General features: G+C 44.2%; 15 protein-coding genes. 4 read left to right on the top strand and 11 right to left on the bottom strand.

The features are described from left to right. Window positions 1–407: 407 nt before the first annotated feature. Entirely contained in the window at window positions 408–2,417 is a 2,010-nt protein-coding gene (locus tag HF078_RS12420) for an acyltransferase family protein (protein ID WP_169291433.1), read from the bottom strand. On the opposite strand from HF078_RS12420, the gene HF078_RS12415 reads away from it, so the two are divergent. Beyond that, on the top strand, window positions 2,404–2,685 hold the full coding sequence (locus HF078_RS12415; RefSeq protein ID WP_169291432.1) for a hypothetical protein: 282 nt from the start codon (window positions 2,404–2,406) through the stop codon (window positions 2,683–2,685). The two genes, HF078_RS12420 and HF078_RS12415, sit on opposite strands and share 14 nt — an antisense overlap. 27 nt (window positions 2,686–2,712) lie before the next feature. On the opposite strand, the gene mreB is transcribed toward HF078_RS12415, so the two are convergent. Further along, on the bottom strand, window positions 2,713–3,714 hold the full coding sequence (gene mreB / locus HF078_RS12410) for a rod shape-determining protein (RefSeq protein ID WP_169291431.1): 1,002 nt from the start codon (window positions 3,712–3,714) through the stop codon (window positions 2,713–2,715). A gap of 348 nt (window positions 3,715–4,062) precedes the next feature. Beyond that, window positions 4,063–4,326, bottom strand: coding sequence for a sporulation transcriptional regulator SpoIIID (gene spoIIID / locus HF078_RS12405; protein ID WP_010200304.1), 264 nt, complete (start codon window positions 4,324–4,326; stop codon window positions 4,063–4,065). A 445-nt stretch (window positions 4,327–4,771) separates the two neighbouring features. Between spoIIID and HF078_RS12400 the strand changes: the two genes are divergently transcribed. Next, window positions 4,772–5,524, top strand: coding sequence for a DUF4309 domain-containing protein (locus HF078_RS12400; RefSeq protein ID WP_169291430.1), 753 nt, complete (start codon window positions 4,772–4,774; stop codon window positions 5,522–5,524). A gap of 151 nt (window positions 5,525–5,675) precedes the next feature. Next, window positions 5,676–6,014 (top strand): BsuPI-related putative proteinase inhibitor, encoded by a 339-nt coding sequence (locus tag HF078_RS12395; RefSeq protein ID WP_169291429.1) that lies wholly within the window; start codon window positions 5,676–5,678, stop codon window positions 6,012–6,014. Between the two features lie 193 nt (window positions 6,015–6,207). Here HF078_RS12395 and HF078_RS12390 read toward each other — a convergent pair whose 3' ends face one another. The 5 genes from HF078_RS12390 to HF078_RS12370 all read right to left on the bottom strand — a co-directional run bounded on the left by HF078_RS12390 (window position 6,208) and on the right by HF078_RS12370 (window position 9,865). After that, window positions 6,208–6,378 (bottom strand): hypothetical protein, encoded by a 171-nt coding sequence (locus tag HF078_RS12390; RefSeq protein ID WP_169291428.1) that lies wholly within the window; start codon window positions 6,376–6,378, stop codon window positions 6,208–6,210. A gap of 141 nt (window positions 6,379–6,519) precedes the next feature. Then, window positions 6,520–8,172 carry a sodium:solute symporter family protein gene (locus tag HF078_RS12385; protein WP_169291427.1) on the bottom strand — a complete coding sequence of 551 codons (1,653 nt, stop codon included), beginning with the start codon at window positions 8,170–8,172 and terminating at the stop codon, window positions 6,520–6,522. Between the two features lie 158 nt (window positions 8,173–8,330). Further along, entirely contained in the window at window positions 8,331–8,633 is a 303-nt protein-coding gene (locus tag HF078_RS12380) for a DUF4212 domain-containing protein (protein ID WP_169291426.1), read from the bottom strand. 106 nt (window positions 8,634–8,739) lie between these two features. Further along, window positions 8,740–8,922: a hypothetical protein gene (locus tag HF078_RS12375; protein ID WP_169291425.1), complete on the bottom strand. Its 183-nt coding sequence runs from the start codon at window positions 8,920–8,922 to the stop codon at window positions 8,740–8,742. 436 nt (window positions 8,923–9,358) lie between these two features. Then, window positions 9,359–9,865 carry a hypothetical protein gene (locus HF078_RS12370; RefSeq protein ID WP_169291424.1) on the bottom strand — a complete coding sequence of 169 codons (507 nt, stop codon included), beginning with the start codon at window positions 9,863–9,865 and terminating at the stop codon, window positions 9,359–9,361. 293 nt (window positions 9,866–10,158) lie between these two features. On the opposite strand from HF078_RS12370, the gene HF078_RS12365 reads away from it, so the two are divergent. Then, window positions 10,159–12,765 (top strand): calcium-translocating P-type ATPase, PMCA-type, encoded by a 2,607-nt coding sequence (locus tag HF078_RS12365; protein ID WP_169291423.1) that lies wholly within the window; start codon window positions 10,159–10,161, stop codon window positions 12,763–12,765. A 69-nt stretch (window positions 12,766–12,834) separates the two neighbouring features. On the opposite strand, the gene HF078_RS12360 is transcribed toward HF078_RS12365, so the two are convergent. From HF078_RS12360 to HF078_RS12350, 3 genes are all read right to left on the bottom strand, one after another. Further along, the gene (locus tag HF078_RS12360) at window positions 12,835–13,488 is read right to left on the bottom strand and encodes a pyroglutamyl-peptidase I (protein ID WP_169291422.1); all 654 of its coding nucleotides are present in this window, start codon (window positions 13,486–13,488) and stop codon (window positions 12,835–12,837) included. Between the two features lie 100 nt (window positions 13,489–13,588). Next, on the bottom strand, window positions 13,589–14,116 hold the full coding sequence (locus tag HF078_RS12355; RefSeq protein WP_169291483.1) for a chromate transporter: 528 nt from the start codon (window positions 14,114–14,116) through the stop codon (window positions 13,589–13,591). Beyond that, window positions 14,116–14,679 carry a chromate transporter gene (locus HF078_RS12350; protein WP_169291421.1) on the bottom strand — a complete coding sequence of 188 codons (564 nt, stop codon included), beginning with the start codon at window positions 14,677–14,679 and terminating at the stop codon, window positions 14,116–14,118. Before HF078_RS12350 ends, HF078_RS12355 begins: the two co-directional genes overlap by 1 nt. Window positions 14,680–14,806 lie beyond the last annotated feature (127 nt).

Below are 14,806 nucleotides of genomic sequence, written 5' to 3'. Positions count from 1 at the left end.
CGACTTCACCTCAAATTTTTTAACGTACAGATTTTTCTAATTTCTATTATAGTACAAATGTGAGTTTGTCGATATATGTAATTTTATGATTATTGGATTTTTTAGGAAGATAACAAACAAAAACCCCAGTACCATTACTGGTAGGGGCTTAGTTGGTGCATTTCATTTAGTTTTTGTTTATGGTAGTTGAGTTTACTAATTAAAGTTTTGCGTATTGATTCATCTAAACAATCGTCAATGAGAATTTCATGGTAACTTGCTCTGTAAGAATGCCACTGTCTCATGATTCTTTGGTACATAAGATGATGCACCTCCACGGTTTTGTGATGTAATCTTTCTATACCCTTCGTGGAGGATTTGTAACATGAGAGGGTGGAATTCAAGAATTTAAAGATTAGACTTCTGATTTACTTGTTGAGCACAGTTATGAGTTCTTTTTTCAGGATAGGAGCTATCGTTTTCACATATGTCGCTGTAATGTGGTGTTTGTCACGGTAGACAAGGACATTCCCTTTTACAGGTTTGCAATAGTCCTCATCACACAGATAGTTGGTAAGGTCCACATAGTTCACATTTGCTGGAACGTGCTCCAATTTACTGAACGGACTCTCAGATGGCAATGCATTTTCCCTTTCTTGTGCACATTCTAGTGAATTGATTCCCTTTTCTTCCACACAAGACGGAACATCGAATTCGAACCAGGCGTTGTCTCTTAGCGCAAAGATGGGGATGTCTGCTTTGTTTAGCGTTTCCCACTGTTGGACGAATCCCTGGGGGACCTCTGCTTTACGACCAACATCTGCAATGGTGAAGACAATATCTGGTTTGGTTGATAGGAGTGTTTGTATTAATTCCTTGTTCCATTTGTAACAGGATTCTGATGTGGCAGGGTTCACTTCTTCTGCTGTGAAACGGCAAGAACTTTTTGTATAGTTTATGACCTTTATTTTTTCCTCTTGAGCAAATACTTCTAGTGCAGGTAGCCATTGAGCGGAGTGCGATCCGCCAACAAGAGCGACTGTATAAATTGGGTTATTGGTTGCGCCATATTCGCAGGCGATTACTTCTGAGTCCTCTAAATTTTGATGACACTGGTCTTTATATACTTTCGGAAGATCGTTCTGTGCCTGTAGTGGTGTTGGCAGTACAGGGACATCTTCCACTACGTTATTGGAGAAGACTGCAAGTGCTCCAGGGTATTCCTCGTTCTGAATTAGGTTAGCTAGTTCCGCTTCTGCGTTATGAATTTGGTTGGCCCAAATTGATGTGGTAAACACAACTGGCAGCATACAGGCAATGACTACTGATCCGCGCTTCCATTTAGGTGTTTCTTTTTTCATTGATCGAATTGGTTTTTCAATTAGTTTGGTTGTAACGTATGACAATATTATGGATGTAAATATGATTGCCAGTCCTTCTAGTAATGGAACTGTCTCTTTGCCTGTTAAGATGAAATAAAAGACCAAGATTGGCCAGTGCCAGAGATAGAGGGCGTAAGAAAGATTGCCAAGGCTTGTTAGTGGTTTCAGACTTAGAAATCTGTGAACGCCAAAACTTCCTCCATTGTTGCCGGCCAAGATGATGAAGATGGCGGCAAGGGTCGGCCAAAGTGCGGCGTATCCCGGGAATACGGTGGATACTTGAAGGATAATGCCACATAAGACAATGGCAATTAATCCAATCCAACCGAGAATAAAGCTGATGGATTTACGTAAGACAATCTGCGAACCAATTACGGCGACTATTCCACCAAGTGCGAACTCCCATACTCGTGTGAAGGTGTGGAAATAGGCAAATGCTTGGTTGGTGGATGTGAGGTAGATGGAATAGGTTAGTGATGCTGTGAAAACAGTTAGTAGTGCTGTAGTTAGAGTTGCTTTGAAGTTTATTTTGGTTATTTTCTTCATTAGTAGGGCAAGTCCGAAAACTACGGTCGGCCATAGTAGGTAGAATTGTCCTTGGATGGACATCGCCCAGAAGTGTTGGACTGGGCTTGCTTCGTTGTTTTGTGCGAGATAGTCGACTGCGTTAAAGGCAAGTTGCCAGTTTTGGTAATAGAAAGCGGACGCAAATATTTCTTGGAGTGTTTGTGCCCACTGGACTTGCGGGAGCCAGAGTATGCTTGCTAGTGTTACGACAAGCAGGACAAAGAAAGCTGCTGGGAACAGGCGTTTTGCTAGGCCTAGGAGAAAGTCGTTGATGTCGATTTTTCCTTCTCTTTGGACTCTGCCTATTAGGGACGTTGTGATTAGGAATCCAGAGACAACGAAGAAGACGTCTACTCCTCCTGAGACGTTGCCTAGCCATATATGGTAGATTGCGACTAGGAGGGCCGCAACGGCGCGAAGCCCTTCTATTTCGGTGCGGAATCGTTTTTTGGTTGGTGTTAGTGGTTTGGTTTGGTTGATGGATGGCATGGTGGTGCTCCTTTTTATAGGACTTCTGGGAACAACATTTTTGGGTTGTTTTATTAATTTTATGATAGCGGAGATTTTGTTGGGTGTAAACTGGGGTGTTGTTTGGTGTTGTATTGAATATATGGAAGAGCTCAAGAGCGGGGTCAGTCCCCCGCGAGGGGGATTTAATTATTTTGTGGTTTCTTTTTTGGGGGGACAGACCCCACAGACCCCCCCTTTAGTTTTGCTTTTGATTTTAGTTTTAGAAAGAGAAAAGGAGCTGCCCTGAGTGGGTGCTCCTTTGTTTTTGTTGTTTTTAGGCGAAGCTTTTGGATGGTAGGCGGTCGATGTGGTCGAGCATGATGCCTGTTCCGATTGCTACGCAGTCCATTGGTTGTTCTGCTACTAGGACTGGGACTTTTAGTTCATCTGCTAGGAGTTGGTCCATTCCGTGCAGGAGTGCTCCTCCGCCTGTTAGGATGACGCCGCGGTCGATGATGTCTGCGGATAGTTCTGGCGGTGTGCGTTCTAGGACGCTTTTTGCCGCCTGGACAATTACTTGAACGGATTCGCGTAGTGCTTCTTCGATCTCAGCGGATTTGACGGTAATGGTTTGCGGAAGTCCGCTTACCATGTCGCGTCCGCGGATGTCGATGGACTCTTCACGTCCGCCAGGGAATACAGTTGCGATTTCGATTTTGATATTTTCGGCTGTGCGCTCACCGATAAGAAGCTTGTACTTCTTTTTGATGTATTGAAGGATTTCCGCGTCGAATTTGTCGCCGGCCATTTTAATAGAAGAAGCTGTTACGATGTCGCCCATGGAAAGGACAGCAACATCTGTTGTTCCGCCACCGATGTCGACAACCATGTTTCCGCTTGGTTGGAAGATATCCATGCCCGCTCCGATTGCTGCTACTTTTGGTTCTTCTTCAAGGTAGACTTTTTTTCCGCCGCTCTTTTCTGCCGCTTCTCTGATGGCTTTTTGCTCAACGGACGTGATGTTAGTTGGGCAGCAAATAAGGATGCGGGGCTTGGATAGGAAGCCTTTTACGTTCAATTTTTTGATGAAGTGTTTAAGCATTGCTTCTGTAACTTCGAAGTCTGCGATCACTCCGTCTTTTAGCGGTCGCATCGCTACGATGTTTCCTGGAGTACGCCCGACCATTTTGCGAGCTTCTTCCCCTACCGCCAATACTTTTCCAGTGTTCGTGTCCAGTGCTACTACGGATGGCTCGTTTAGGACGATGCCTTTTCCTTTTACGTGGATGAGTACGTTCGCCGTACCCAGGTCAATTCCAATATCCCTTGCAAACATCTTACTTTTTTCCTCCTTGCACATATGCTTTTATACTCGCGACTTTTTATCTGAATGTTCTTTGATTGTTTAATTGCTAATGAACACTATCTTTAGTCCTAATTGTATATTCTATCACATTTTACTAAATAAAGGTGATATTTAACAGTGGATTGGTGTCATTTTTTTGAGTATTTTGTCGAAAGGGGATTGCTTGAGGCTTTCCGAATTACGACACTCTAAAAGTTCGTGCGAAAATGTGATGAGTTCGTGCGGAAATGCATCGAATTTGTGCCAAATTCCTTTTTAACCCCTAGGCAGGGAAAACCAAAAATACCAGAGCTTCTCCTTCGCCCTGGTATTTCTGCTTTATTTTACGGCTTCTTCCTCTTTCTTGTACTTCATCTTGGTTGCTTCGCCGCCCCGTAAATGCCTGATGGATTTATGGTAATCAAGGATTGTTTTGACTTCGTTTGCTAAGTCTGGGTTGATCTCTGGCAGCCTTTCGGTCAAGTCCTTGTGGACAGTACTTTTGGAAACGCCAAACTCTTTCGCTATCACGCGAACTGTTTTCTTTGTCTCCACGATATACTTTCCAATCTTGATAGTTCTCTCTTTGATGTAATCGTGCACACCACTCGCCCTCCCTAAATTGTGGATGTTGAGAAGTGTGAAATGAGACTCGCTTATACCGATGTAACGAAGTGCATATATTTATAGTTGTATAGGAAACAAAAGTAGGATGGCTGGTGTAATTCTTCGAGACAATCTACGATCCCTCACCTCAAACACTCTCTTTGTATGTTTGGTTTGTATCAGTTTATTAGCTTGGTTGGTTGTTTATGCCAGAAATGTCTTGAGGGACAAGGCTTTTGTTTGATTTTTTTGAAAATGGATCCATTTGACGTCTCCAAGTGCTATAATTGGGTCGAAAACCAATATTTAGGGGGTCCTTGTTATATATAGATTATTCGTTCCGTTGTGTTGTTCAATGTTGTTTCTCGCGGGTTGTCAGGGGGCTTCTAGTGAGGTGGTTCCAGTAGCGGGAAAGGAAACTACTTTACAGGAGGATATTCCCTTGACCGATAATTGGCATGGTGATTGGTTTACTTCTTCCCCACCAGCCATCGTTGGCCAATTAACTACATATGAAGAAACGGAGGAAGGCTTTTCTTTTATTATAGAAGTATCCAATGATGAGCTTACTCCAAAATCTGAAGATTCTTCCGAACTTATCGTTTCCTTTAAGAGTTTAGGTGGATACGCGAAAAAGGATGGACCCGTTGCCGTTTCTGAAAAAAAAGAAAATGGCTGTGTGCTCACTTTTCAAATGGGTGCAGAAGGTATAAAAGTGAAAGAGTCGGAGGAATGTGCTGATCCTGTGCTTACGGTCGATTTCAACCATTCTTTTACCCCTGCGGAAACCTTTGTTATAGATGAGCATTTCTTAGCAAGCATAAAAGAAGGCAAGTTTACTCCAGATGGTTATGGTATCGGAACACCAATTAGGACGATCATCAATGAGCTGGGTGAACCAGATGGCGAGATTCAGCGAAATGAAGCCTTTTATCATATTTATTCCAATACCGGCTACGGCACAGCTGGAGGCGAAAATACCGTCGGATTGCTGACAGTCATTCGCCCTGAACCCCTGACACCAGAGGATGTTAAAAAGTTGATGGGTGAGCCGGAACAAGAAGGACTAAACGAAATGGAGGGTCTATATTTCTATTACTACACGATTGACGATGAATATGAGTTGTATTTCGATTTCTTACCAGAAGAAAAAACATTATTACGCTTCCACTTACGGGAGTTAAAGCTGATGTAGTCAAAAAAAATACAGCTTACAAAAGCTGCATCAGTTTTACTATATTGCTACTTTTCAACCCTTTTTTCCTATTCTCCAATCATTAAAGGTATAGTCCTAGTTTTGTCGAATAGTTTAGTAGAGGATGAGATTGCGATGGGAGTGTTGTAGCATGGGTTTGGAAGCAAATTTGACGTATTCAGAAAGTGGTCCCGATTCAGTAATGTTGCATTTTGTCGTAGAAAATAATGGTGACGTTTCCGAGATGGTAACCTTCCGTAGCGGGCAGCGATATGATTATATCTTGTATCGGGATGGAGTACGGGTGGAACAGTTTTCTGAAGGGAAAATGTTTACGATGATTTATGAAGAAATCATCGTTGAGCCAGGACAAGAATTGAGTTTTGACATTCCGTTAAAGGACCTTCAGCCTGGTCATCATAAAGTGATTGTGTGGCTGGCTGACTCCGCTTGGCCAGGAGTTAGAGATCGGTTGGAGTTTGATATTTAAGAGTGTGGGACCCGTCGTTGAGGACGGGTTTTTTTATGTTATATACGCGTAGCTGTTTCGAGTTACCCTTCTCTATTAATTGTTAGCGTTAGAAGATAGATGTAGGTGGATTTGTAATAAGTGACAACAGTTGCGCTCGGTAATTTCCCGAGAAATTTGTCGATTCGGGTTGATGTATGTTTAGAAGACGCTGTCATCGATAATTTGAAGGTTCTTTATTTTCACGGCTGTCATAACTAGCCAAGTTGAAACCTGTGGTATCTTTAGCGAAGATGACGATTTCCAGTTTGTCGACAGGTGTGGAAAATGGAATGTTTTCTGCTAAATTGCTCGGGAAATAATGCTTTTTTGCGAATGAAAACATATTTTGTTGGTGCCTCCTTAAGTTTAGGCGCTTTGGATATATATGGCTTTTTATACCGCTATGTATCGGGTAGCGATACGAAAGTCTAATTGCAAAAAGAGGAGTAGCGTAGTTGTACGCTACTCCCCCCTTCTTTACGATTTAGTTGTCGATCCAGACGTTTCCATCTTTGTATGACATTTGTTCTGGATAGCGAAGGTCGACTACTTCGTCTTGAATTTTTTGTGATGGCGCTTTTGTTCTAAGCGATACGACAATGATGGTGATGATGGCTGCCGTCGCTCCAAAGACACCTGCTCCTGTGTCGATAATGCCAAGGACGGTAAAGCCGCCGTATTTTGCCGCGAAAATATAAGATAACGTGACGGCAAGTCCTACAAGCATACCGGCGATGACTCCTTTTGCGTTGGCACGTTTCCACCATACTCCAAGGAGGAGTGCTGGGAAGAAGGTTCCGGATGCGAGCGCGAATGCCCATGCGACGATCTGGGTGATGGCCCCTGGTGGGTTAAGCGCTACAAGACCCGCTAGGACGGTTGCGGTGACGATGGTGACACGACCCACCATAAGACGGTTCTTTTCGGTTGCATTCGGTCTCATGACACGGTAATAGATATCATGTGCGAATGAGGATGAGATAGCAATCATTAGTCCTCCTGCTGTGGATAGTGCTGCTGCCATAGCGCCTGCCGCTACGAGTCCGATGACGAAAACTCCAAGGTTGGCGATTTCCGGTGTGGCCATTACGACGATGTCATTTGCAATGATCAGCTCGGTCCATTGCAGGACACCATCTCCATTTGTGTCAGCGAGCTGAAGTTTTCCTGTGTTGACCCAGGATTGTGTCCATGCCGGAAGCTGGTCAATTGGGCTGCCTGCTACTTGTTTCATCAAGATGAAGCGAGAAAATGCCGCATATGCCGGTGCGGACAGATAAAGAAGACCGATGAAAAGTAGGGCCCATGCGCCTGACCAGCGAGCTGCTTTCATAGTGGAAACGGTGTAGAAACGTACGATAACGTGTGGCAGACCTGCTGTTCCCGCCATCAGTGTAAACATGAGTGCTAGGAACTGCCATTTGGTGCCGTTTGTGAACGGTGCAAAGTATTCGGATAACCCGAGTTCACGGTCGAGTTCTCCTAATTCGCTAACAAGGTTTCCGTAGGTCAGCCATGGTAATGGGTTGTTTGTCAGTTGCAGGGACATGAAAATTACAGGGACCAGGTAAGCGATAATTAGGATGATATACTGTGCCACCTGTGTCCAGGTAATTCCCTTCATTCCACCGAATGCGGCGTAGAATGCAATTAGGACTACCCCAATTAAGGTGCCGATTCTTGCGTCTACTTCTAGCAAGCGGCCGATTACTACACCAGAACCAGAAAGTTGACCGATAGAGTAGGTGAAACTGATAATGATGGTACAGATTGCCGCGATGACACGAGCGGTATGGCTGTTAAAACGGTCACCGATGAATTCTGGCACGGTATAGCGGCCGTATTTTCTCAGTTGTGGTGCAAGAAGGAAGGTAAGAAGCAGGTAACCGCCTGTCCAACCCATTATGTATGCAAGTCCGTCGTAGCCGAGTAGCATGATCGTTCCAGCAAGTCCAATGAATGAGGCTGCACTCATCCAGTCCGCGCCGATGGCCATTCCATTAAAAATCGGTGGAACGCCGCGGCCTGCCACGTAGAAGTCGGAGGTTTGGCGTGCTTTATTGTAGATGGCAATTCCGATATAGAGTCCGAATGTGATCAGGATTAGGGTGAGTGAGACGATAAACTGATTGTCCAAACGTTGGGCCCCCTTTGGGTTAAGTGAGATATCTTTATATGAGTGCTTGAGTGTGTATTTTTGTGAGATTCTTGGATGTGAGAATTCTGGGTGTAAAAATGTTTCATGTGAGATTCTAGGTGAGGTGAATGAGGTGTGGTGTGGTCTTTTTTGTCGGATTAGTGATCTAGTGTTCTTCCTGCGCTTAGGACTTCGTTGGCCTTTTCGTCGATGCCGTATTTTGCGTCAATTCTGTCGCTGACTTTGGCGTTAACGAATAATAGAATGATAAAGACAATTATCGATCCTTGAGCGCCCATGAAGTAATGGAATGGGAAGCCTCCGAAAATGGTGAATTGCAGGGATTCGGCAAACAGCACTATGCCAAATGAAACGCCAAGCCAGATAGCTAAATAGATTAAGATGAACTTGTTCTTCTCGCGAAAATAAGCATCAGCAACAGACTTCTCGATTTTTTTCAAAGGTTAGCCTCCTTAAAGTTTTGGAGTGGGGTTCGACGTGGTTGACGAAATTCCTGCCGGGGTCTGACCCCTTTTGGGTTAAATTTTTTTACATTCGTTAATATCGTTATCTTAGGCTGAAGATGAATTTGATGGTGTCGAGGAAGGGTGTTGGTACTAGGGCGATTTCCACGACGGCGTAGGTGATTAGGGTTGCTATTGGGACTGATAGTAGGATCGGTTTTTGTTTTTTGATTGCTAGGAAGATGCTTGTGACGGTGATGATTAAGAATAAGTAGAATAATAGCATGTCGTGTTTGTCTCCTTTTTGTAAGCGCTTTAGTTTTTTGTGTCGAATATCCCTCCCTTTTGCTGCACGGTTTATTCTGTATTAAGACAGAATTTTATAATAATTCTAATAATTAGATTATGGTATATGGGTGGTTTCTAGTCAACTGTTTGTTTAGGAATAGAAATCTACAAATTTCGAGGATTGTTTTTTGGTGTGTATTAGTACAATACGTTTATTAGTTTTAAAGAAATGGTTAATTAGTTAAATATGTAAATTATCTTAGTCTTTTGATTTAGTTAAGTAGAATTTTTATCAATATGGGAGTCGTTTGATTGGGAAGAAAAGTTTTTTTCTACATGGGGAATTGAATGTATCGGCAGGCGATATGATCTGGAGCGCTTTTGGCGTATCGGGCGCTCCAGTCCAGATCATGTTGATGTGGTGGCTTTGTGTGTTATAAAACTTCTTCTTCCCATTCAACCTCGTGGGCTTCCATTAGTTCTTCTAGTTCGTCTTGAAATTGGCGGAGTTTAGCGCGGCCCTCGTCGAGGAGTTCGTTGGCTTCTAGGATTTTGTCGTAGCTTTGAAGTTCAAGTGCGATTAGAATCATTTTCATGGCACGGAATTGGGTGTTGCTGGCGTCGATGTAAATTTCGTGAACTTCGCGTACTTCTTTTGTTTTTGGTCGGATGTTCTCTAGTTTTTCAATAAATTCGGTGTAGGCGGGAATGGTGACGGTGTCCATCGTTTCATACATGGTCCAGTCGTCTGTGTAGTTGTTGCCTGAAACGCTGGAGTAGGAATCAACGGCTTCTGCTTCTAGTTCAAAGATGCTCATCAAGTCTTCGTTTACATAGGTCATGAGGTCTTCTTGGACGGGGTCGGCGCTGCAGGCTGATAGTGTTAAAAGGGACAGGATTGCCAGGGAGCACAGGAATTTTTTCATCGTTGTTTTTGTCATGATGGGTCCTCCACGGGTGTTTGTTTTTGACACTCTAATATGGTATTCGGGGTGGACGATTTTTAGCATGTGAGGGTGTTGTACTTTTTTGGGTTTAAAAAAGGTGGTCCCGTTTGGTTATGGGGCCACCTCTTTTGGTTAGTCGAGCGTTTTGATGCAGAGCTTTATTACGTGCTGTGACTTCAAGTTAACACCATTTTCATATGTGTATAACAGTTATTTTTTTAGGAATAGTATGTAGTGATTAAAGTTCGGGTATAGACAGAATAAATCTGTTAAGAAAGGAGCTATATATGGATAAATTCTATAAGTTACCCTTTGAAGAAGTGCTGAAGACTATCGAGGTTTCAAAGGATGGCCTTACTGATTCGCAAGTGAAAAAAAGACAGGAACAGTATGGCTTTAATGAACTCGGAGAAGATCAGCGAAAAAGCACCTTTCAAGTCTTTATGGAACAGTTCAAGGATTTTCTTGTCATTATTCTTATAGTAGCAGCTTTACTATCTGCCTTTTTAGGAAAATTTGAAAGCACCATCGTAATTGTGGTCGTGGTTATCATCAATGCCATTCTTGGAACTGTTCAGCATGTTAAAGCAGAGCAATCGCTAAAGAGTCTGAAAAACCTGTCCTCTCCCACTGCTAAAGTTTTAAGAAATGGAGATAAAATTGAAATACCTTCCAAGGAAGTCGTGGTTGGAGATATACTCTACCTTGATGCAGGGGATTACATAAGTGCGGATGGCAGAATTATTGAAACCCACAGCCTTCAAGTCAATGAAAGCTCCTTGACCGGCGAATCCATCAGTGTACATAAAACCCTTGATCCGATTGATGAGGACGATGTTTCCATTGGCGACAAGACGAATATGGTATTCTCCGGGAGCTTTGTCACATATGGAAGAGCTGTAATTGTGGTTACAGAAATCGGAGAGAAAACGGAAATCGGTAAAATCGCCAACTTGATGGAAAGTGCGAAAGAGAAGAAAACGCCACTTCAGATGAATCTTGATAATTTTGGTAAAAAGCTCGCCATTGCTATTATCATCATTGCTGTTCTTATTTTTGCGATTGATATCATTCGGGGACGTACATTGATTGACTCCTTCATGTTTGCCGTTGCCCTGGCAGTCGCGGCCATACCAGAAGCATTAAGCTCCATCGTGACCATCGTTCTTGCGTTTGGCACACAAAAGATGGCAAAGGAAAATGCCATTATCCGAAAGCTTCACGCAGTAGAAAGTCTAGGAAGCATCTCTGTCATTTGTTCAGATAAGACCGGTACTCTGACACAAAATAAAATGACCGTGCAGAAAGTGTTTCTGGATTCAGAGGTCCACGAGCATGACAAATTGAGGCTGGACAAGAAGCTGCACGAAAAATTCCTTCTTATGCAGCTTTTGTGTAACGATGCAGAGACCACCAAGGATAAGGAGATTGGAGATCCCACCGAGATTGCCTTGGTGGATTTCGGGGAAGAAATTTATGAATTGGACGAAATGGAAACAAGAAAATTTTACCCTAGACTGAAGGAAGTCCCTTTTGACTCTGACAGAAAGCTGATGAGTACTGTCCATACCCTAGATTCCAAACAGGTACTGATTACTAAGGGTGCCGTCGATGTTTTGATGGATAGGGTGGTTAAAGTAGAAACTTCAGATGGTATATCCAATTTTTCAGAAGAAGACAGGAAGAAAATCAACGAAGTGAATCATTCCTTTTCAGAAAGCGGACTGCGTGTGCTAGCCTTTGCTTATAAAGAGGTGGACAATTATGAGGATATCTCGACAAAGGATGAACATGACTTAATATTTGTCGGACTGACTGCCATGATGGATCCTCCCCGTGCGGAGTCTAAGGAAGCGGTCGAACAATGCATTTCAGCAGGCATCAAACCGGTGATGATTACAGGAGATCATAAAATAACTGCTTCTGCGATTGCAAAGGAGATCGGGATTTTCAGAGATGGCGATAAAGCAATGGAAGGATTTGAACTCGAAAAGATAAATGACGAGGACTTAAAAGGCATGGTGGAGGACATCTCCGTCTATGCACGAGTATCTCCAGAGCATAAGATACGGATTGTCCGAGCCTGGCAGGAAAAAGGGAATATCGTTGCAATGACCGGCGACGGTGTTAACGATGGTCCTGCATTGAAACAGGCGAACATTGGAATCGCCATGGGAATCACAGGAACAGAAGTGGCCAAGGATGCCTCGTCTATGGTCTTGACAGATGATAACTTTTCCACCATCGTTAAGGCGATTGCCAATGGAAGAAGCATCTATGCCAACATCAAAAATTCCATCCGGTTCCTGCTTGCCGGTAACACCGCAGGAATTCTATCTGTTCTTTATGCTGCTATAGGCGGATTACCTGTTCCATTTGCGCCAGTGCATCTGCTGTTCATCAATTTGCTGACAGATAGCATGCCGGCGATTGCAATTGGACTTGAACCTCATAATAAAAAAGTGATGGATGAAAAACCGAGGGATGTGGAAACTCCGCTTCTCAATAAAGTGTTTGCAGCCCGGCTCCTAAGCGAAGGATTCTTAATTGCTGTGGCTACCCTGATTGCATTTCATATCGGACTAACCATGGACGACCCTTTGACAGCCAGTACCATGGCTTTTTCCACACTATGTCTTGCCCGACTGTTTCATGGCTTCAACGCACGCTCCAGACAGTCGATATTCAAAGTGGGTTTGTTTTCCAACCTCTACTTGATAGGGGCAGTCGTCTTAGGCATCGCGCTCTTGCAGCTTGTTCTGCTGGTTGATCCTTTAAAGGGGATTTTTGAAGTTGCCACACTAACTTCTGCCCAGTTCGGCTATGTCTATGCTCTTGCACTAATGCCGCTTGTGCTGATTCAACTGTATAAGTTGATATTTGTAAAAGATTGAAAGAGGAATGTGCAATGACCTGTATCCCACAAGGAATACAGGTTTTTTTGCGCTGATTGGTGCCTTCCCTTACATCGTTTCAATTGTCAGTTTGATGGCTGCAGTCAGGTCAGTCTGGGACCAGCTTGGTGTGTTGTTGAGCTGGGTCGCGAGCTGGTGTGAGGCTGGAATGTGGATGAAGCCTGCCGGGATCTGGGCTGTGTTCGGTTCATCTGTATTAATATGGTTAGTCGCTGGGTCTGCCCCCTGTTGCGCTAGCTTGTGCAAGGCCGCGTACATGACATTATTACATAGGTAGGTCCCTGCTGTATTGGATATTTTTGCAGGAAAATTATTTTCATTTAAGTGGTTAACCATTGCGCGGATCGGCAAGGTGGAAAAGTAGCCGTCGGGGCCATCTGGGTTGATTGGGGCATCCTGAAGCACTACTCCATTATTATCAGGTGCACCACCAGCATCCTTACAATTGATTGCAATTCGCTCAGGTGTTATGTGCGCCCGACCCGCAGCAAGCCCAAGGGAAACCACGGCATCTGGTTGTAGCTCCTCCATATACTCCAATAACAACTTTTCCGATTCGGTGAAATCAACAGGCAGCACCCGGCTTATGACTTGGTATTGACCAATCATCTGTTGGTCCAATTCTCTCACAATCTCCTCTGTTGGATTGATCTTAAAATTCAAAAACGGTTCAAAACCTGTTAGAAGTAGGGTTTTGGTCATGATGGAAGACCTCCTTATATTTTGTAAGCGAAAGGACGGTTTTGCTTTTGGTGTCTCGATCGATGTTCGAAGGAGCTAGTGAACCGTCCCACCTGCTTATTCAAAGTAATATTGCTCCGTAAATTAATGCTCCCCCAATGACGTATGCGGGGTGCACTTTCCATTTTTCAAGAAGTAGGTAGCTTGCGATAATTAGAAACACTGTTTGGATGGTGCCGCTTGCTTGGTAGGATTCAGCGAAGAATCGAAAGGCCATGACACCAAGAAGGAGTGCGATGGTTGGTCGCACGTAGTTGGACATTCGTTTTACTTTTGGTGAGTCTTTGAATTTGTAGAGCAGGCTCATGAGTGCAATCATCAGGATGAGTGATGGTGCGACGGTGGCAAATACGCCGACGGCTGCGCCTAGAATTCCTGCTTGTTCGTAGCCGATATAACCGGCCATTTTGGTTGCAATTGGTCCGGGCAATGCGTTTCCGAGTGCGAGTACTTCACTGAATTCGGAGACGGACAGCCAACCGTAGCGGTGGACGACCTCGTTTTCCACTAGCGGAATGGATGCGGGGCCTCCGCCGTACCCCAGGATGCCCGGTATGAAAAAGGCGAGGAAGATCTCCCAATAGATCATCATGGTTGGGTCCCTCCTTTTTCCGGTTTTGGTTTGTCTTTTTTCAGGACGGCAGCTGCAAGTAATAGTGCAATGACGATTCCTGGATGGATGCCTAGAATCTCGATGAATAGAAAACTAGCTAGGATTAGGAAGATGGCTATTGGCCACCCTAGTCCTTTTTGTGATTTTGATAGAAAGTCCCATGTAAGGACGGCAAGTAAGACGCCGACAACAGGCAGTACTGCTTTGGTCATGCCTTGCACCCACGCTTGGTCTTTGAAACTTGTAAGGGTGGTGAGCAGGACGATCATGAGTATGATGGTCGGGATGGTGGAGGCTAGGATAGCGTTCATCATGCCTGTGTAGCCACCGACGCGATAACCGATGTAACCGGCCATCTTGGTGTTGATTGGTCCGGGCAGGGTGTTGGCGAGTGCCAGGATGTCAGAGAAATCGTCGTCTGAGAGCCATTTGTACTTGCCTACTACCTCTTTATGTACAAGCGGAATGCTGGACGGACCTCCGCCGTAGCCGAGCATTCCAACACGGAAGAATGCGATAAATAAGTCCCATTGCTTCATGGTGTATGGTTTCCTCCTTTGTGAGGAGGGGGCTGACTGACTCTACTTTGCTTTGGTGCTTTAGTGGAGTGAGGGTCAGACCCCTCTTTAGTTCTTTAGCGCTTTAACGGAGAGCGGGTCAGACCCC

The sequence above is a fragment of the Bacillus sp. RO2 genome (genome assembly GCF_012911845.1).
Classification (GTDB): Bacteria; Bacillota; Bacilli; order Bacillales; family Bacillaceae_I; genus Sutcliffiella_A.
This window is presented reverse-complemented; position numbering and strand designations above follow the sequence as displayed.

Coding starts and splice junctions, on each gene's coding strand:
- HF078_RS12365 (WP_169291423.1), top strand. CDS start 10,159: ATGGATAAATTCTATAAGTTACCCTTTGAAGAAGTGCTGAAGACTATC.
- HF078_RS12360 (WP_169291422.1), bottom strand. CDS start 13,488: ATGACCAAAACCCTACTTCTAACAGGTTTTGAACCGTTTTTGAATTTT.
- HF078_RS12420 (WP_169291433.1), bottom strand. CDS start 2,417: ATGCCATCCATCAACCAAACCAAACCACTAACACCAACCAAAAAACGA.
- HF078_RS12375 (WP_169291425.1), bottom strand. CDS start 8,922: ATGCTATTATTCTACTTATTCTTAATCATCACCGTCACAAGCATCTTC.
- HF078_RS12355 (WP_169291483.1), bottom strand. CDS start 14,116: ATGATCTATTGGGAGATCTTCCTCGCCTTTTTCATACCGGGCATCCTG.
- HF078_RS12370 (WP_169291424.1), bottom strand. CDS start 9,865: ATGACAAAAACAACGATGAAAAAATTCCTGTGCTCCCTGGCAATCCTG.
- HF078_RS12390 (WP_169291428.1), bottom strand. CDS start 6,378: ATGTTTTCATTCGCAAAAAAGCATTATTTCCCGAGCAATTTAGCAGAA.
- mreB (WP_169291431.1), bottom strand. CDS start 3,714: ATGTTTGCAAGGGATATTGGAATTGACCTGGGTACGGCGAACGTACTC.
- HF078_RS12395 (WP_169291429.1), top strand. CDS start 5,676: ATGGGTTTGGAAGCAAATTTGACGTATTCAGAAAGTGGTCCCGATTCA.
- HF078_RS12350 (WP_169291421.1), bottom strand. CDS start 14,679: ATGAAGCAATGGGACTTATTTATCGCATTCTTCCGTGTTGGAATGCTC.